This is a genomic window from Frateuria sp. sgz306004 (genome assembly GCF_057750885.1).
The window spans coordinates 33171-50267 of sequence record NZ_JBYLFE010000007.1 but is presented as its reverse complement, the minus strand read 5'-3'; the positions used below and the strand labels follow the sequence as shown (position 1 = coordinate 50267).

Annotated in this window: 16 protein-coding genes; 12 read left to right on the top strand and 4 right to left on the bottom strand. The window is 65.3% G+C overall.

All coding sequences use genetic code 11. The annotated features are described in order from the left end of the window. The first annotated feature begins 11 nt into the window (after positions 1 to 11). The gene (locus AC3G2C_RS15450; protein WP_488385524.1) at positions 12 to 1103 is read left to right on the top strand and encodes a PA0069 family radical SAM protein; all 1092 of its coding nucleotides are present in this window, start codon (positions 12 to 14) and stop codon (positions 1101 to 1103) included. Positions 1104 to 1142: 39 nt separating this feature from the next. On the opposite strand, the gene AC3G2C_RS15445 is transcribed toward AC3G2C_RS15450, so the two are convergent. From AC3G2C_RS15445 to AC3G2C_RS15435, 3 genes are all read right to left on the bottom strand, one after another. After that, positions 1143 to 3176, bottom strand: a complete 2034-nt coding sequence (locus tag AC3G2C_RS15445) for a S9 family peptidase (RefSeq protein ID WP_488385523.1) — start codon at positions 3174 to 3176, stop codon at positions 1143 to 1145. A 113-nt stretch (positions 3177 to 3289) separates the two neighbouring features. After that, positions 3290 to 4219 carry a patatin-like phospholipase family protein gene (locus tag AC3G2C_RS15440; RefSeq protein WP_488385522.1) on the bottom strand — a complete coding sequence of 310 codons (930 nt, stop codon included), beginning with the start codon at positions 4217 to 4219 and terminating at the stop codon, positions 3290 to 3292. A 180-nt stretch (positions 4220 to 4399) separates the two neighbouring features. Further along, positions 4400 to 5413 (bottom strand): class 1 fructose-bisphosphatase, encoded by a 1014-nt coding sequence (locus AC3G2C_RS15435; RefSeq protein ID WP_488385521.1) that lies wholly within the window; start codon positions 5411 to 5413, stop codon positions 4400 to 4402. A 221-nt stretch (positions 5414 to 5634) separates the two neighbouring features. Here AC3G2C_RS15435 and AC3G2C_RS15430 point away from each other — a divergent pair, with 221 nt between their 5' ends. From AC3G2C_RS15430 to AC3G2C_RS15400, 7 genes are all read left to right on the top strand, one after another. Then, positions 5635 to 6246, top strand: coding sequence for a DJ-1/PfpI family protein (locus AC3G2C_RS15430; RefSeq protein ID WP_488385520.1), 612 nt, complete (start codon positions 5635 to 5637; stop codon positions 6244 to 6246). A 9-nt stretch (positions 6247 to 6255) separates the two neighbouring features. Continuing rightward, on the top strand, positions 6256 to 6447 hold the full coding sequence (locus AC3G2C_RS15425) for a hypothetical protein (RefSeq protein WP_488385519.1): 192 nt from the start codon (positions 6256 to 6258) through the stop codon (positions 6445 to 6447). Next, a complete protein-coding gene (locus AC3G2C_RS15420; protein WP_488385518.1) occupies positions 6444 to 6848 on the top strand; it encodes a GFA family protein in 405 nt (134 codons plus the stop codon). The genes AC3G2C_RS15425 and AC3G2C_RS15420 overlap by 4 nt, the downstream gene beginning before the upstream one ends. A gap of 14 nt (positions 6849 to 6862) precedes the next feature. Beyond that, entirely contained in the window at positions 6863 to 7492 is a 630-nt protein-coding gene (locus tag AC3G2C_RS15415) for a glutathione S-transferase family protein (RefSeq protein ID WP_488385517.1), read from the top strand. A 257-nt stretch (positions 7493 to 7749) separates the two neighbouring features. Further along, a complete protein-coding gene (locus AC3G2C_RS15410) occupies positions 7750 to 8457 on the top strand; it encodes a helix-turn-helix transcriptional regulator (protein WP_488385516.1) in 708 nt (235 codons plus the stop codon). Positions 8458 to 8606: 149 nt separating this feature from the next. Then, positions 8607 to 10331, top strand: a complete 1725-nt coding sequence (locus tag AC3G2C_RS15405; protein ID WP_488385515.1) for a SulP family inorganic anion transporter — start codon at positions 8607 to 8609, stop codon at positions 10329 to 10331. A 14-nt stretch (positions 10332 to 10345) separates the two neighbouring features. Beyond that, positions 10346 to 12115 carry a DUF885 domain-containing protein gene (locus tag AC3G2C_RS15400; RefSeq protein WP_488385740.1) on the top strand — a complete coding sequence of 590 codons (1770 nt, stop codon included), beginning with the start codon at positions 10346 to 10348 and terminating at the stop codon, positions 12113 to 12115. 56 nt (positions 12116 to 12171) lie between these two features. Here the strand turns inward: AC3G2C_RS15400 and AC3G2C_RS15395 are convergent, their stop codons facing one another. Next, positions 12172 to 12714: an SRPBCC family protein gene (locus AC3G2C_RS15395; RefSeq protein WP_488385514.1), complete on the bottom strand. Its 543-nt coding sequence runs from the start codon at positions 12712 to 12714 to the stop codon at positions 12172 to 12174. 144 nt (positions 12715 to 12858) lie between these two features. Here AC3G2C_RS15395 and AC3G2C_RS15390 point away from each other — a divergent pair, with 144 nt between their 5' ends. The 4 genes from AC3G2C_RS15390 (at position 12859) to AC3G2C_RS15375 (ending at position 17068) form a co-directional block, all read left to right on the top strand. Next, the gene (locus AC3G2C_RS15390; protein WP_488385513.1) at positions 12859 to 13257 is read left to right on the top strand and encodes an MbcA/ParS/Xre antitoxin family protein; all 399 of its coding nucleotides are present in this window, start codon (positions 12859 to 12861) and stop codon (positions 13255 to 13257) included. Positions 13258 to 13366: 109 nt separating this feature from the next. Next, entirely contained in the window at positions 13367 to 14050 is a 684-nt protein-coding gene (locus tag AC3G2C_RS15385; protein ID WP_488385512.1) for an RES family NAD+ phosphorylase, read from the top strand. Between the two features lie 265 nt (positions 14051 to 14315). Next, a complete protein-coding gene (locus tag AC3G2C_RS15380; RefSeq protein WP_488385511.1) occupies positions 14316 to 14999 on the top strand; it encodes a DUF2931 family protein in 684 nt (227 codons plus the stop codon). A 23-nt stretch (positions 15000 to 15022) separates the two neighbouring features. Next, the gene (locus AC3G2C_RS15375; protein WP_488385510.1) at positions 15023 to 17068 is read left to right on the top strand and encodes a type VI secretion system family protein; all 2046 of its coding nucleotides are present in this window, start codon (positions 15023 to 15025) and stop codon (positions 17066 to 17068) included. Positions 17069 to 17097 lie beyond the last annotated feature (29 nt).

Sequence of the window (17097 nt, the reverse complement as noted above, 5' to 3'; positions counted from 1 at the left end):
ACACTCCGCCCATGGATCACATCCCGCCGCCGCTGCAGGCCTTCAAAGGCCGTGGCGCCGCTTCCAACCCGGAAGGGCGCTTTGAAACCATCCGCCATCACGTCGAGGATGACGGCTGGCAAAGCCTGCTGCTGGATGAGAGCGCACCGCGACCGCGCACGCAGGTCACCGAGGAAGTCGCGCGCAGCGTGATCACGCGCAACGACTCGCCGGATATCCATTTCAGCCAGGCATTGAACCCGTATCGCGGATGCGAACACGGCTGCATCTACTGTTTTGCGCGGCCCTCGCACAGTTACCTCAACTTGTCGCCCGGCCTGGATTTCGAAACCAAGCTGCGCGCGAAGAGCAACCTGGCCGAGGTGTTGCGCCATGAGCTGGCGCGACCGGGTTACGCGGTCAGCCCGATCAACATCGGCAGCAACACCGACCCCTACCAGCCGGTGGAGCGGCGCTGGAAGCTCACGCGCGCCGCGCTGGAAGTGCTGGCCGAATGCCGCCACCCGTGCACCATCGTCACCAAGAACGCGATGGTGGAGCGCGACCTGGACATTCTCGCCCCGATGGCGCGCGCCAACCTGGTGCAGGTGTTCGTGTCGGTGAACTCGCTGGACAATCACCTCGCGGCTAAACTGGAGCCGCGCGCCAGCGCACCGCATCGACGCATTCAAGCGATCCGCACGCTCACCGAAGCTGGCGTGCCGGTGGGCGTGCTGGTGGCGCCGATCATCCCGGCCTTGAACGATGGTGATCTCGAAGCCGTGCTGGAGCGGGCCGCCGAGGCCGGTGCACGTTGCGCTGGTTACACCACGCTACGTCTGCCTTACGAATTGAAGGCGCTATTCCGCGAGTGGCTGGCATTGCACGTGCCGCAACGCGCGGCGCACGTAATGAGCCTGGTGCAGCAGATGCACGGCGGCAAGGATTACGACAGCAACTTCGCCACGCGCATGCGCGGGCAGGGCGTGTTCGCCGAATTGATTCGCCGTCGCTTCGACGTGGCATGTCGCAAGCATGGCTTTGGCCGTGCCCGCGAACTGTGGCTGGACACCACCCAGTTCGTGCCGCCGCGCGAGCCTTCGCCGCAGGGACAGTTGTTCTGACGGTGTCGGCCGCCTCCCGAAGGAGGCGGCCACACGACATCAATTCGTCGCCGGCAGGTACTTTTCGAACCACAGCAGCGCGCGTTGCAGCACATCGCGCTGGTGTTCGGGATCGACGAAGTGGTGACCTTCGTTGGGATACACCACCAGCGAGGTGGGTACGCCCTGGGCACGCAAAGCGTGCCAGTACTCGAACGACTGCGGCGCCGGGCATTCGGCATCGCGATCACCCACCACGATCAAGGTGGGTGCCTTGGCCTGCTTGATGAAGTTGATCGCCGAGCTCTTGGCATAAGCAGCGGGGTCGTCGTACACGGAGGCGCCGAAGTACGGAATCATCCACTGGTCGATGAGGTTCTGGCCGTAATAGCTCTGCCAATTGGCGATACCGGCGCCGGCCACCACTGCGCGAAAGCGCGTGGTTTGCGTGGGCACGAACATGCTCATGAAGCCGCCATAGCTCCAGCCGGTCAGACCCAGGCGTTGATCGTCCACGGGCAGCTTCTTTTCGATGGCATCGATGCCCGCCAGCGTGTCGCGCAAATCGCCGTGGCCGAAATCCTTGCGATTGGCCTGCACGAACGCCTCGCCCTGGCCGAAGCTGCCGCGCGGATTGGGCATGAACACGAAATAGCCGAGCGCCGAGAACGGCACGCCGCCAAAGCCCACGCTTGGCCAGCGTGGCAGCACGGCAGCGGCGGGGCCACCGTGCACGGCCACGATCATCGGATAGGTTTTCTTGGGGTCGTAGTCGGCCGGGTAGAGCAGCCAGCCCTGCACCGGGTGGCCATCGTTGTTCCACTCCACCGACTCGGCCTTGCCCCAGCCCGCCTTGAGCGCGGCGTTGAAATGCGTGACCGCCGCCGGCGCCTGCGTGCCGAGCGCACCGGCGCGCACTTCCGGCGCCTCGGTGTACGAGCTGTGGATAAATGCCAATTTGGTGCGATCGGCCGACAGAGACAGCGCCATGCTCTCGCTGCCGTCGCCGATGCTGGCGGCCAGCGTGAACAGCGTACGCGTGGCGCTGGCCTTGCTGTTATCCACCGCGTACTCGGCCACTTCGCTGTGGCCGCGATTGACCTGGCTTACCAGCAACTGCTGCGCGCCGGTCCAGGCCAGCCACACTGGCGTGACGCCGATGCCGGGCGTGAGGTTCACCGCGTCACCGCCGTTGGCCGGCACGGCATAAATGTCGCCGCCAGTCGAACCCTGGTCGCTCATCAGGCCGCCGATGAAGGCAATGCGCTGACCATCGGGCGAGAACCGCGGCAGCGCGATCTGCAGGCCATGCAGCGAACCCTTGGCGGTCACCGGGTCCAGCACCATCGTCGCGCGGGCGTCGACTTTGGTGTCCTGCACGTAGAGCTTGGCGAGCCACCAGTTGTTGTCGCCCGGCGGCGGCGCGCCCACATAGGCAATGCGCTGGCCGTCCGGTGCCCAAGTGAACTCGTAGGCATACGTATCGGGCGCGGTGAGCAGACGCACGTCGCCGCCGTTGGCGTCCACGCTGGCTACGCGCTGCACTTCCAGGCCATCTACACCGATCTCGCCAGCGGCCGGTTTGGCGGCGTATACCGCACTGGCGCGACGTGTGCCGTTGGGCACGTAGAGGAAACCCAGCGACTTGCCATCGGGCGACCAGCGCAAGTCGTCGGATACGCCGGGCAGGGCGGCCAGGCGCCTGGCGCTTTCCTTGCCCGGGGCATCGGCCAGCAGCAATTCGCGCTGCTTGCCGCCGCTGGCGCAGTTGGAGAAGAACGCCACGCGCTGGGAATCGGGCGACCACGCCGGATTGGCCTCGCTGCACTTGGCCGCGGCGTCGGCGCGGGTGAGGCGATGCGCTTGGCTACCGTCGAGGTTGGCGACTTCGATGCGACCCTTGCCCTCGGTGCGGACTACCCACGCCAGTTGGCGGCCGTCGGGTGAGATCTGCACGCTCTCGACCGAGCGCACCTTGCCTAGTTCGGTGAGCAGGCGCTCGATGCGCGGATCGACACGGGGCGCATCCGCGAACGCGGTGGGCACAAAAGACGCCACCAGCAGAGGCAGCAGCAGACGGGCGGGTCGGGACATGACAGTGTTGCCTGGTAACGAAACGGACTACGCACGCTAGCAGCGGCCTGGGTCGGCCGCCACTGTGGGTCCATGACCGCAGGAACTCGCCGTCGCGTTCCTGTTATTGCCGGTTAGTGCGACGCCACCGGCGTGGCGGGAGCCTGGCGCGCGGCCTGAGCTGCCGCCAGCTTGGCCTTGATGGTGGGCATGGCCGCCAGCGCGGCGCGCTCGCCTTCCAGGATGGCCTGGTTCTTCTGCTCGAAATCGGCGGCGCCGATCTGATTCACCTTGGGCCGTATCACGATGTCCGCGCGCGCCAGCTCCTGCTCGCCGAGCTTCTGGCCCATGATGCTGATGGACTGCCCGACGATGTTGAGCATGCCCTGTGGATTCTTTCCGTCCGCCTTGCTGGAGATATCCACTGCAATCACCACATCGGCGCCGAGCTGGCGTGCGGCATCCACCGGCACCGGGCTGACCACGCCGCCATCGACGTAGTGCTTGCCACCGATATCCACCGGCTCGAACACGCCCGGCACACTGCTGGAGGCACGCACCGCCTGGCCGGTGTTGCCGCGCACGAATACCGTGCGCTGCCCGGTTTCCAACTGGGTCGCCACGGCGGCGAACGGCACGTTGAGCTTGTCCAGCGGGCGGTTCTTCACCAGCTGGTTCACGTAGTCCTGCAGTTTTTGGCCCTGCACCACGCCGCCGGAGAACAAGCGCACGTCGCGGATGTTGTTCTGGTCCAGCGTGAAAGCTGTTTCCTGCAGTTGGAACGGGTCCATGCCGCTGGCATACAAGGCGCCGACCACACTGCCGGCGCTGGTGCCGCTGACCACGTCCGGGTGGATGCCGTTGGCCTCCAGCATCTTGATCACGCCAATGTGCGCAAAGCCCTTGGCAGCGCCGCCGCCCAGCGCCAGCCCGATGCGCAGCTTGGGCGGCGGCGTCACCACCACCGGCGCGGGCGGTGTGGGCTTGGTGGAGCCGAAGCAGGCGCACAGCACCAGGCTGGCGAGCAAGGGCAGGAGCGGGCGAAAACGGCGGGTGGCGGTCATGGTGTCGGCGCGTGGAAGGAGGTTGTCGCCTCCGCTGCAAAATCGGGGGCGACTGGCGCGCGAGTGTAAGGCCGCCGAAGGGCGCCGGTATGTCGGTATCGGGCACGCCGTTGGGCGGCGCTCAGCAAGCTGTGGATAACTGCCGTGATATCCGCCGGTGCGGACACCACGGCAGCGCGCTTAGATGGCCGCGTCGGCTTCGACGTGGTAGTGCGTGGCTACTTCCACTTCCTTCTTCGAGCCCAGGAACACCGGCACGCGCTGGTGCAGGCCGGTGGGCTGCAGACTCATGATGCGTTCGCGGCCGGTGGTGGCGGCGCCGCCCGCCTGCTCGATGATGAAGGCCATCGGGTTGGCTTCGTACATCAGGCGCAGCTTGCCGCCCTTGGATTTGATCTTGGCGTCCAGCGGATAGAAGAACACGCCGCCGCGAGTGATGATGCGATGCACGTCGGCCACCATGGAGGCGACCCAGCGCATGTTGAAATCCTTCGCGCGCGGGCCGTCCTTGCCGGCCAGCAACTCGCCGATGTAGCGCTGCATGGGTGCTTCCCAGTGGCGCTGGTTGGACATGTTGATGGCGAACTCGGCGGTTTCCTCCGGAATGCGGATGTCGCGGCGGCTCAGGATGAAGCTGCCGACCTCGCGGTCCAGGGTGAACTCATGGGTGCCGTGGCCAAAGGTCAGCACCATCACGGTGGCCGGGCCATACACCACGTAGCCGGCGGCAAGCTGGGTGGTGCCCGCCTGCAGAAAGTGCTCGGCCTTGGGCTCGGTGACGCCGTCGGGGCAGCGCAGCACTGAGAAGATGGTGCCGACGGAGATGTTCACGTCGATATTGGAGCTGCCATCCAGCGGATCGAACAACAGCAGGTGGTGGCCCTTGGGGTACATGTCGGGGATGGGCTGCGGGTCTTCCATCTCCTCCGACGCGCAGGCGGCGAGCTGGCCGCCCCAGGCGTTGGCTTCCAGCAGGATCTCGTTGGAGATCACGTCCAGCTTCTTCTGCGCCTCGCCCTGGATGTTGCCGGTGCCGGCCTCGCCCAGCACGCCGCCGAGGGCGCCCTTGTTGGTAGCCACGGCGATGCGCTTGCAGGCGCGCGCCACCACTTCGATCAACAGGGAAAGCTCGGCATTGATGCGGCCGGCGCGTCGCTCCTCGATGAGGAACTGGATCAGCGAGATGGACTTCATGGCGTACCCGCGAAGAAAGGGATGCCTATTGTCCCGGCAGAGCCCTCCGCTTGTCAGCTCAATATGTAACCAGTGTCTTCATCTGCCCGTCATGAAAACCTTTTCGGACAAACCACCCGCGCGTCGGGGGCGTTGCCTCTTTCATGAGCCGGACCCCTGCTGACAACACGTTGGCAGTAGGGGGTAGGCAAGCTGGGCACCGTCACGAGGAGGGATGCTTCATGCGCGATACGGTGTATTTCCTGGCGTTCGACGGCTATGCCGACTGGCACGCGGCGCAGGCGTTGTGCGAGATCCGCCGCCCCGGCGACTGGCAGCAGCGCACGGTGGGCTTTTCGATGCAGCCGGTGTTGTCCATGGGTGGCCTGCGGGTGGCGCCCGAGCTCACCCTGGCGCAGATCGATTGGGAGCGCGCCGCGCTGCTGATCGTGCCCGGCGGCTATCTGTGGGAGCACGGCCTGGGCGAGGAGGCCGTGGAAGCCGCGCGCCACGCGCATGCCGCCGGAGCCACGGTAGCCGGCGTGGATAGCGGCGTGCTGGTACTGGCCCGGGCGGGCCTGTTGGAGGGGCGTCGACATACCGGTAGTTGGCTCGGCCATATCGACATGCACGTGCCTGGCTACCGCGCCGCCGAGCTATACGACCCAACTGCGCTCGCGCTCAACGATGGCGGTGTGATCACCGCCAGCCAGCTCGGCAGTGTGGAGTTCGCGCGCGAGGTGATCCGCGCACTCGACCTGTACAACCCCAGTGATCGCGAACACTGGTATCGCCTGTTCAAGCACGCCGTGCCGCCGCCGTGGTGCGCGGGCGACTTGGCCGCGGCCGCCTGAGGAGGCGTCATGCCATTTCCACTTGGAAAGATTCTGATGGCCTATCGCCCGCTGTACCTGCGCGGATTGTTGATGGATGGCCATTACCGCCTGCCGGCCGCGCCCGCACTGACGCCGCCTGAGCCGGCTTCCACCGAAGTGAAGGCCGCGCGAGCGCAGCCCATCTGTTTGGACAAACCTCTGCAAGGAGCTAACCGATGAGTCGTCTTTACCAAGGCAGTTGCCACTGCGGTGCCGTGCGTTACCAGGCCGAGCTGGACTTGGCCGCAGGCACCGGGCGCTGCAATTGCTCTATCTGCCGCAAGCTGCGTTTCTGGGGCGCCATGACCAAGCCCGACAGCTTTCAATTGCTCAGCGGCGAAGACGCGCTCGCCGATTACCAGTTCGGTACCCACAGTGCGCATAACCTGTTCTGCAAGCACTGCGGCGTGCACGCGTTTCATCGTGGCTACGTCGAGCAGATCGGTGGCGCGTACGTGTCGGTCAATGTGGCCTGCCTGGACGATGTGAGCGATGAAGAGTGGGCCGCCGCACCCGTGCGCTTTGCCGATGGTCGCGCCAACAACTGGCGAGAGACACCGGTTATCCACAGCTACCTGTGAATAAGAGAGCAGTTATGAACAGCTCAAGCCTGATCTTCTATCACGCACCCAACAGCCGCTCCGGCGGCACGCGCGCCCTGCTGGAAGAACTGGGCGCGACCTACGAGCTGCACGTGCTCAATTTCAAGACGAACCAGCAGCGCGGTTCGGCGTACACGGCGATCAATCCCATGGGCAAGGTGCCCGCTGTGGCTTGGCATGGACAGCTGGTGACCGAGCAGCCGGCGGTGTTTCTCTTTCTCGCCGACCTTTTCGCGGACAAGGGACTAGCGCCCGCGATCGACGATGCGCTGCGAGCGCCCTACCTGCGCTGGATGGTGTTCTACGGTTCGTGCTTCGAACCCGCGCTGGTGGATCGCGCCATGAAGCGCGAGCCGGTGCCGCCGTCCACCTCGCCGTACGGCGATTGGGACACCATGTTCAACGCCTTGCTGAGCCAGCTCGAACGCGGCCCTTACCTGTTAGGCGAGCGCTTCACCGCACTGGACGTGCTTTGGGGCGTGGCGCTGCATTGGGGCACTTCGTTCAAGCTGGTGCCGGACTTGCCGGTGGTGTGTGCCTATATTGATCGCATCATGGCGCGACCGGCCGTGCAGCGGGCCATGGCGCTGGACGCGGAGCTGGCGGCACAGCTGGCCGCCTAAGGCTTCCGAGAGGTCGATGTGACTGGCCGCCCTTCCTTGTCGTCGTCCCAGCGAAGGCTGGGACCCAGCGCCTCTATGACTTTGTGCGTGAGCGAAAGTCACTGGATCCCAGCGTTCGCTGGGACGACGGAGATGGGAGCTGAGGCGAGCTTGCTGCCACCCATGGCGACGATGGATGGCGACACCGCCATCATGAAACTCCCGCACCGTGACTCCCGACGCTGGTCGCGCGGCGCGGGCTCCGCCATCATGCAACGATGCGTCGCGCCGATCGGCTCTTCCTCATCATCCACGCCCTGCGAGGCCGGCGAACCGCGCTGCAGGCGCGTCAGCTCGCCGCCACGCTGGGCGTATCCCTGCGCACCGTCTATCGCGACGTGGCCGACCTGCAGCTCTCCGGCGTACCCATCGAGGGCGAGGCAGGCGTTGGCTATCTGCTGCGCAAGGGCTCGGACATCCCGCCGCTGATGTTTACCGCCGACGAGCTTGAATCGCTGGTGGTCGGCACGCGCTTCGTGCGCGCCTTTGCCGGGCAGAAGCTGGCGGAAAGCGCCCAGGCCGCGCTGCTCAAGATCGAGGCGGTGCTGCCGCCCGAATTGCGCGAGAAGGCCACGCGCACGCGCATCTACGCGCCGATCTGGCGTGACCAGACCAAGACCGACTTTGCCGCGCTGATCGACCGCCTCAACGCGGCCATCACCGATGGCCAGGTGCTGCGCCTGGACTACAGCGACGAGGCCGGTCGCACCTCCACGCGTGAGGTGGAGCCGCTGTGCCTGGCGTTCTGGGGCGGCGCGTGGACGCTCGGCACCTGGTGCCGACTGCGTGTGGGCTTCCGCAATTTCCGTCCCGACCGCATCGCCCAATGCACCATTACCGGCGAACGCTTCGCCGATGCGCCAGGCCGCAACCTGGAGGCTTATCTCCAGGCCATGCGTGGCTACTACGAGGGCATGGACGGCTAAGGATGGTCTGATTAAACGAGATGTTGCCCGTCATTCCTGCAACCGCAGGAGGCGCTTGCCCCCCTCGTTGGGGCTCGCTGGGATGACGATCAACATCAGAGCACCCCAAAGAGCCTGCTCACAATCTACCCGCAGCGCCGACCAAGACCGTGAGCAAGCTCCAAGAGCCGCTGCGAGACGCGCCGCAACATCGGCTACCCTCGCAGGCGCCACCCGCGCCGGAGCCCTCCATGCCCGACACCGAGCACGCCACCCCTGCCTGGCATAGCGACCTGGTCGCAGGCATGTCCGTGGCAGGGCTGCTCATCCCCGAAGCGGTCGCGTACTCGGGCATTGCCGGCATGCCGCCTCAGGCTGGCGTGATCGCCTTGTTCGTGGGCCTGGCCACCTATGGCTTGTTGGGGCGCAGCCGCTACGCCATCGTGTCGGCCACCTCGTCTTCCGCTGCCGTGCTGGCGGCTGGCACGCTGGCGCTGGCCGGTGGCGATCTGGTGGCGCGCGCCGCCGTGGCTGCCACCCTGGTGCTGATGGCGGGCGTGTGTTTCCTCGTGGCGGGCGCGGCGCGCTTGGGAGGACTCTCCCATTTGATCGCGCGGCCGGTGTTGCGCGGCTACACCTTTGGCCTGGCCTGCGTGATCGCGCTCAAGCAGTTGCCCCATCTGATGGGCGTGGCGGACGTGCATGGCGACTTTGTTCCGGCGCTGCTGGTTCAACTGGTGCGCGAGCTGGGCACCGTGTCGCCCGCCGCGTTTGGCACCGGGGCGCTGGCGTTGGCTCTCTTGTTTCTGGGTGAGCGCTTGCGCCGCGTGCCGGGCAGTCTGGTAGTGATCGCGCTCGGCGTGGCCGCCTCGGGTTGGCTGGCCGGGCAGGGAGTGGCCCTCACGGGCGCCATCCGCCTTGATGCCGGCTTGGGCTGGCCGCGCTGGCCCAGCAGCGAGCAATGGTTGCCCAGCGTGGAACTGGCGGCGGCGCTGCTGTTGATCCTCTACGCGGAGTCCTACAGCTCCATCCGCGGCTTCGCGCTCAAGCACGGCGACACGGTGAACCCCAACCGCGATCTGTTGGTGCTGGGCGTGGCGAACGTGGTCTCCGGTGCGCTGCACGGCATGCCGGTGGGCGCGGGGTACTCCGGCACCTCGGCCAACGAGGCCGCCGGCGCGCAGTCGCGCCTGGCTGGCCTGATCGGTGCAGCCAGCGTGCTGGTGCTGGTGTTACTGGCGCTGCGCTGGATTGAGCGCATTCCCCAGCCGGTGCTGGCGGCCATCGTGATTCATGCAGTGAGCAAGTCGCTGCGGCTGGGTACCTTCGCGCCTTACCTGCGCTGGCAGCGCGACCGCCTGGTGCTGTTGGCCTCGGTGCTGGCCGTGTTGTCGCTGGGCATTCTCAACGGCTTGCTGTTCGCCATCGCCTTCAGTCTGGTGATGCTGCTGCGCCAGCTCGCGTCGCCGCGCTTGAGCGTGCTCGGGCGTCTCGCCAACGGCCACGATTTCGTGGACGTGGCCCAACACCCCAACGCGGTGCCGGTACCGGGCCTGCTGATCGTGCGGCCGGAAGAGCCGCTGTTCTTCGCCAACGCCGAGGCCGTACTGGCCCAGGTGCGTCATCAGGTGGTGGCGGATGCCAGCATCAAGCGCGTCGTGCTGAGCCTTGAGGAGTCCCCCGACCTGGACGGCACCGCGCTGGAATCCCTGGGCGATTTCGTCGCCTGGCTGAGCGCTCGTGGGATCGCGCTGCGCGTGGCACGATTGAAGGACGCCGCCCGCGATGCGCTTTCGCGCATGGCCTTGCCCCAGCTTCCGCCACAGGCACTGGACGACTGGAGCGTGGAGGATGCCGTGGCCGCCATAACTTCGCCCAAGGGAACAACGCAGTGAACAAAGCTCAACGCATGACCTGGCTGGCGCTGGCCGCCGTTTCGCTGGCCGCGCCGGCCTGGGCCGAGCAGGGCGCGGATGCGCGCTTCAAGCAGGTCTACGAGCAGGAATGGGCGTGGCGCAACGGCCAGGCCGGCATCGCCACCTCCGGCGAAGCGCAGCCCAACGGCTCGCGCCTGGACAACGTGGACGCGGCCAACCAGCAAAAGCGCCTGGACTACTGGCAGAAGGTGTTGACCAGCCTGGACGGCATCAACCCCAAGCAGCTCTCACCCGAAGAGCAGGTCAACTACGCCGTGTATCGCGCGCAGATCCAGAACCTCCTGGCGGCCCAGCAGTTCAAGCAATGGCAGATGCCGTTCAACAGCGACTCGGCCTTCTGGAGCGACCTGGGTTATGTGCTGGAGAGTGACAACCTGCGCACCGTGCAGGATTACCAGCACTACCTCGATCGCCTGGGCGAAGTGCCGGCGTACTTCCAGCAGCAGATCGACAACATGCGCGACGGCCTGGCGCGCGGCTTCAGCGTGCCGCGCGAGGTGCTGGCCGGGCGCGACGTGTCCATCGCGTCGGTCGCCGAGTTGAAGGACCCGACCAAGAGCAGCTTCTACGAGCCGTTCACCAAGCTGCCCGCCAGCATGCCGGCCGCCGATGCAGCCAAGTTGCGCGAGCAGGCCAGGCAGGTGATTGGCGGCAAGGTGATTCCCGCCTATGCCAACCTGCTCGGCTTCTTCCGCAACGAATACGTGCCCAAGTCGCGCACCACGCTGGCCGCCGAAGCCATGCCCGACGGCAAGGCCTGGTATCGCCAGCAGATCGTGGAATACACCACGCTGGATCTGGACCCGGACGCCATCCACAAGATCGGCCTGGAGCAGGTGGCGAAGATCCACGCCGAGATGCTCAAGATCATGCAGGAGACCGGCTTCAAGGGCGATTTCCCGCAGTTCCTGCATTTCCTGCGCACCGACCCGCAGTTCTACGCCAAGACGCCCGACGAACTGCTGATGCGCACCGCCTGGGTGGCCAAGCAGGTGGATGCGCAGCTGGGCAAGGAGTTCGGTCGCCTGCCGCGCCAGCGCTTCGCCATCGTGCCGGTGCCGGCCGATATCGCGCCGTACTACACCTCCGGTCGCGGCGGCGCAGGCACCTACCTGGTCAACACCTATGACCTGCCGTCGCGTCCGCTCTACAACATGCCGGCGCTGACTCTGCACGAATCGGCGCCGGGCCACTCGCTGCAGCTGGCGCTGGCGGCCGAGCAGCATGGCCAGCCGGCGTTCCGCCGCGAGGGCTATATCTCCGCCTACGGCGAGGGCTGGGGCCTGTACTCGGAGTATCTGGGCAACGAGATGGGCATCTACAAGACGCCCTACGATCGCTTTGGCTACCTCACCTACCAGATGTGGCGCGCCTGCCGCCTGGTGGTGGATACCGGCATTCATCACCTGGGCTGGACGCGCCAACAAGCCATCGACTTCATGACGCAGAACACCGCGCTGTCCGATCGCGAAATCGCCAACGAGGTGGATCGCTACATCAGCTGGCCGGGCCAGGCGCTGTCGTATGAGCTGGGCTACCTGAAGATCCTGGAGCTGCGCCACAAGGCCGAGCAGGCACTGGGCGCGAAGTTCGACATTCGCCACTTCCACGACACCGTGCTGCAGATCGGCTCGGTACCGCTGCCGGTGCTGGAGCAGCGCATCGATCGCTTCATCGCCGACGGCGGCCCAGCGCCGGATTTCGGCTGTGATTGCGGCAAGGACAAGGACGCCAAGAAGTAAACGCCGCGTTTTGTGCTTCTCACGCGCCGCCGTGTTCGCATGGCGGCGCGTGCACATCAGGGTTTAGCAGGAGCCATTGCGCTCGCCTGTGCATAACGCTGCAAGCGCTGCATTTGCTCCATCAACACCTTGTCCACAGCCGGCGCCAGCGTATCGAGCGTACTCGCGCTGCTGCCGTTGACGCGGTATTCCAGTTGCAACGTGCTGCCCTGCTTGGCCGGCTTGATGGTGAAGGTCATCACGCCTTGCGCCGCCATGCTCTGCAGCGGACCCAGTGCGGTATCCATCCGCAGCAGATGTCCGGGCGCGGCCCAGATGACGTGTCCATGCGCCACGCTCTGGTTGCTCCAGCGCTCGCAGAAGCAACCGCCCGCCTGGGCATCCAGGCTCAGGTGCGTGGCCTCGCCGGAATAAGTGTGTTCACTGCTCCACCAATGCCCGATGTCGATCAGCGCGGCATAGACCTGATCGGGCGTGGCGGCGATGTCGCGGCTGTCCTGGATCACCAAGTGATCGGCGGTGGCTTCCTTGACGGCTGCGTGGGCCGAACCGCCGGCAGCCAGCAGAACCAAGGCGAGGGTGGCAAAGCGCTGGCGCATGAGCGGTCTCCACGATGGCAGTGGCCGCAGTATGCGCCGGCCCGTTGGCCCAGCCCATCGGCGAAAAGGCGGATCTGGATGGCGCTGGTGAAAAATTCACCAGTAAAGTAGAATGGCTCCGAACTTCACCGGGAGAGTTACGCCATGGCTGCCCATCTCCTACCTGAAAGCCATCCCACCGCCGACCTGGGTGGCCCCGCGCTGCGGGCGTTCTTCCAACTGGCCGAGCGCTGGAACCTACGTATCGCCGACCAGCGCCGCCTACTGGGCGATCCGCCGGAATCGACCTTCTACAAGTGGAAGCGCCTGCAAAGCGGCACGCTGGGGCGCGACACGCTCGAACGCATCAGCTACCTGCTGGGCATCTTCAAGGATCTGCAGATCCTTTTCCCCGACCCCGAACAGGCCGATGGCTGGGTGCATCGCCCCAACCACGCTACGCTGTTCGGCGGGCAGTCGGCACTCGAACGCATGCTGTCGGGCAACGTGGCCGACCTCTATGTGGTGCGCGAGTACCTCGACGCGCAGCGCGGCTGGGGCTGATCCGCTCGCGAGGTAACGCCTGACGAACACCGTTGCGGCGGTCGCAGCCAGCGATACCGATCCTGTGCATACTCGCCGTCCCAGGTGAACGATCAGGATCGAGCACGTCATGGCAGACCTTCCACCGCTCAAACGCATTCGCTGGAGCCATGCTTATCGCATCGTGCCCAGCCGCTTTCCGCCGGTGGGCGTGTTCGACCGCATCGCTGCGCCCGCCGATCTGGAAGCCTTGTACGCCATTGAGGCGCTCACCAATCCACGCCTGCGCGATGAACTGGGCGATCTGCGCCTGGTGCCGAGGGATCGACGTGTCAGCGGCCCGGGCACCACGCCAGTCATGGCGGCCTTCACCCACCTCAATCCCGAGGGCAGTCGCTTTTCCGACGGTAGCTGGGGCGTGTTCTACGCGGGCCACAGCGTAGCCACGGCGGTGGAGGAAACCGTTTACCACCGCGAGCGCTTCTTGGCGGCCACCGCCGAAGCGCCCTGCCAGATCGAAATGCGCTGCTATCGCACGAGCATCCAGGCCAAGCTGCACGATCTGCGTGGTGGCTGGAAAGCCGTGCACGATCCGGATGACTACAGCGCCGGCATCGCCCTCGCGCGTCGCCTTCGCCAGGAAGGTTCCGACGGGCTGGTCTACGACAGCGTGCGCCATCGCGGCGGCGAATGCGTAGCGGTGTTCTACCCCGATCGCGTGGGCCCTTGTACGCAGGCGCAACACCTGATGTATCGATGGGATGGCACACGCATCGCGCAGGTGCTCACCGTGGATGAGTGGAAGCGGCATTGATCTGGTTGGGCCTGAATGATCGACGCATTTGGGCCTTGGTGACAGTGAAAGCAGACAGCTGATAGGGCTCATATTTGGTTAGTCGCACGTGGCGCCGATGTCAGCTTGGCAACGTCGTTCAGCCAGCGCCTCCCTTTTTTTGCAAAGCGTGTCGCACGTACTCGTTCTGGCGGCATCGGCCGGCTTACGACCGTAGGTGATAGATGATCCGCTGGGCGGCGGCGGTGCCTTAGCACTGACGTTTCACCCTCTCGGAGTCCACCTCATGCCCAAACGTAACGGCGTCCCTCGTTCCCTGAGGGAAACCGCTCGCGCGCTGGTGCTTGCCAGCCTGCTTGTGCTTCTCCATGCCTGCGGCGATCCGCCGCCAAGCATGGGCACCGACTATGCCAGCTCAGGCTGCCTACCTTGGGCCATCGACGTCGCCGCGCCACGACATATGGAGGCCTGGGTGGAGGCACTCTGGGTACTCGATACCAAAAACCATTGGCATGACATTCCCCAGGGTGTGGTCGGGCAACTGCGCGATACCGCCGGCTGGAGCGATCTGCGTGATGGTGGCGGCGGCACGCGCATTGAAGGCATGCCCCCACCGAAGGAAATCTACGTGCGCTGGCAATCGCTGGTCGAGCCGCAAGCGTACTACTGGCGATTCCCTGTGACCGATGAGTTGCGCAAGGCATTGGTGCATCGCGAGACGGCCAAGCCCTGGTATGGGCCACCACGAAGCGCTTGCCGCAGCGACATCACCGTGGGCGTAGCACCGGGCGGCCGCACCATTCTGTGGATCACCGGCGGCGGCTTGCCGCCGATGGAAATCGCGCGTGGACAGGCAACGGTCGTGCCGGAAGGGCCCGATCTTGGGCAGTTCGGCGGGCGCTACGTCCGTATGGACGACAAAACCAAGGCGTATCTGCAAGCCAACCCCATTCCCTACGGCAGTTGGTAAGCCACCTTACGGAGTATTCCCGCATGACCGAGCGCAAAGGCATCACCTGTTGCTGCAAAGTGATTCACGACGGTGAGGAGGGCTACGTACTCAATGGCTACTTGTTGAGTCGCCATAAAGGCCATGCCGTGGCTGGGCTAGGGCACATGGTTTATTGCGGCAAGTGCAAGGGCATTTTCCCCATCGTGGAATCGACCCAGTCCTTCGCCAGGTTCGCCCCTGCCGTGGAGGGCATGCGCGCCAGTTGCGGTGCGCACCTGATCGGCATGCACGACGACCTGATGTACGAGGACGACAGCGGCCTGCCGCTGGATACCCGCGATGCGCCGCCCCTCACCGCCAAGGGCGGCGGGGAGGGTAAGGCTCCTGCGCCCAGCGTCGCCCCGCCCGGCAGCGGGCAGGTGGCCGGCATGAGCGCCAGCGCGCCCGTTGCCACCCCGCGCCCCGCCGCCGTGCACGTAGTGATTCGCATCGGGGTATTTAACGATGGCACCGGCAACAATATCGACAACAGCCGTGCTTTCCACGCCAAGTGCGCGCCCGCCACCGTGGATATGCACAAGCATCCGGACATCCTCGCCAAGATGGCGCGCGACTGTGCCAAGGCCAATGACATGGCGGGTGCCAGCTATGAGGGTGGCGAGACCAATGTGCATCGATTACGCGATCTGTATTCCCGCACCCGCGCATTGGATGAGGCGGTTCGATGCAAGGATGGTCGTTTCGCCATCTATCGCAGTGTTTATGTACCCGGCATTGGTACAGTGACTGGAAAAAAGGACACCGTTATCGGTGGTGCTTTCGGATACGCAGGCACTGGCGTAATAGACCGCGCCATGGAGGGAATGCGAGGTGTCGTCGCTGAAATTCTGACGTTCATTGGAGAAAATCCGAACGTTGTGATCGACGCGATCGAATTTGATCTATTTGGCTTCAGTCGCGGCGCCGCCGCTTCGCGTCATTTGGCATGGCTGATTCATCATGGCGAACAGAGCGTATTCAGTCGCTCGCTGCGCGATGCCATGGCATCGCTCGCCTGGGTCGCCGATGCCGCACGGGGCGGTGCGAGCCCCATGGGATACGCGCCGCCTAGCGCTGGCGACGGCAGCGCCATGAATCAAGCGCTTCTGAAAGGCTTATTGCCGCTCAAGCCCGGCTGGAGCAAGCAGGATCTGCGCATCCGCTTTATCGGCCTGTTCGATTGCGTGGCCGCCATCGGCGTTCCCGACAATGCGGACAACGACCCGGTCAAGCTCTACCTGCCGCGCGATATCGCCGACAAGGTGGTGCACTTGGCCGCCCGCGACGAATACCGGCTCAATTTCGCCAGTAACCCGGTGGGCTTTCACACCACCATCGTGCTGCCGGGCGCGCACTCCGACATGGGCGGCGGCTACCCCATGCTCGGCTGGGAGCATCGGCTGATCGGCCGCCCCTTTAGCTGCACCCGCGTCAAGACCGTGGCCAATCCGCTGGCGCGCCCCAGCGACAACCCGGCTTGGAAGCAAGCCTTTGAAGAGATGATGGAGAACGGGTGGTTCGACTACCGCCTGTTAGACAAGCCCGCCAAGGGCGAGCGGAACGACAACCAGCTCCACATTCAAACCTGGTCGCACACGCACGTCGCCAGCAAGGTGGACATGGAAACCATAACTGCCGCCGTCACCTTGCAACGCTGGGTGCGTGGCGAGTACCAGTTGGTGACGTTGCGCATCATGCATGCATTGGCAGCCGAGGCAGGCGTTCTATTCACTAAGACACCAGACGAAGTTCCGGAGTTGGCGCTGCCCGACGAACTCAAACCCATCCACGCCAAGCTACTGGTCTACGCCCGCAACAACGGTCGCGGCAAATGCCCACTCACCGGAGAGGAGGAGGCGTTGCTGATGCGTCGCTACCTGCACCAATCCGCGCATTGGGAGCCCGCGCTGTGGGAGCCGGGCGTGCCACAGGGCAACGAGAGCGTAAGCCGCGACCCGGAGCCCGGGGCGCTGCCCCCGCACATGTTCATCAACCGACCGGCTCCCAAGCGCAAGCGCTTGGTGTTCGATCCGCTGCCGGGGCATTGAGCGGAGACATGATCATGATTTCTCGGCTA

Excerpts from the sequence above, each read along its gene's own strand:
- AC3G2C_RS15450 (WP_488385524.1), top strand. The coding sequence starts at position 12 with ATGGATCACATCCCGCCGCCGCTGCAGGCCTTCAAAGGCCGTGGCGCC.
- AC3G2C_RS15445 (WP_488385523.1), bottom strand. The coding sequence starts at position 3,176 with ATGTCCCGACCCGCCCGTCTGCTGCTGCCTCTGCTGGTGGCGTCTTTT.
- AC3G2C_RS15440 (WP_488385522.1), bottom strand. The coding sequence starts at position 4,219 with ATGACCGCCACCCGCCGTTTTCGCCCGCTCCTGCCCTTGCTCGCCAGC.
- AC3G2C_RS15435 (WP_488385521.1), bottom strand. The coding sequence starts at position 5,413 with ATGAAGTCCATCTCGCTGATCCAGTTCCTCATCGAGGAGCGACGCGCC.
- AC3G2C_RS15430 (WP_488385520.1), top strand. The coding sequence starts at position 5,635 with ATGCGCGATACGGTGTATTTCCTGGCGTTCGACGGCTATGCCGACTGG.
- AC3G2C_RS15425 (WP_488385519.1), top strand. The coding sequence starts at position 6,256 with ATGCCATTTCCACTTGGAAAGATTCTGATGGCCTATCGCCCGCTGTAC.
- AC3G2C_RS15420 (WP_488385518.1), top strand. The coding sequence starts at position 6,444 with ATGAGTCGTCTTTACCAAGGCAGTTGCCACTGCGGTGCCGTGCGTTAC.
- AC3G2C_RS15415 (WP_488385517.1), top strand. The coding sequence starts at position 6,863 with ATGAACAGCTCAAGCCTGATCTTCTATCACGCACCCAACAGCCGCTCC.
- AC3G2C_RS15410 (WP_488385516.1), top strand. The coding sequence starts at position 7,750 with ATGCGTCGCGCCGATCGGCTCTTCCTCATCATCCACGCCCTGCGAGGC.
- AC3G2C_RS15400 (WP_488385740.1), top strand. The coding sequence starts at position 10,346 with ATGACCTGGCTGGCGCTGGCCGCCGTTTCGCTGGCCGCGCCGGCCTGG.
- AC3G2C_RS15395 (WP_488385514.1), bottom strand. The coding sequence starts at position 12,714 with ATGCGCCAGCGCTTTGCCACCCTCGCCTTGGTTCTGCTGGCTGCCGGC.
- AC3G2C_RS15390 (WP_488385513.1), top strand. The coding sequence starts at position 12,859 with ATGGCTGCCCATCTCCTACCTGAAAGCCATCCCACCGCCGACCTGGGT.
- AC3G2C_RS15385 (WP_488385512.1), top strand. The coding sequence starts at position 13,367 with ATGGCAGACCTTCCACCGCTCAAACGCATTCGCTGGAGCCATGCTTAT.
- AC3G2C_RS15380 (WP_488385511.1), top strand. The coding sequence starts at position 14,316 with ATGCCCAAACGTAACGGCGTCCCTCGTTCCCTGAGGGAAACCGCTCGC.
- AC3G2C_RS15375 (WP_488385510.1), top strand. The coding sequence starts at position 15,023 with ATGACCGAGCGCAAAGGCATCACCTGTTGCTGCAAAGTGATTCACGAC.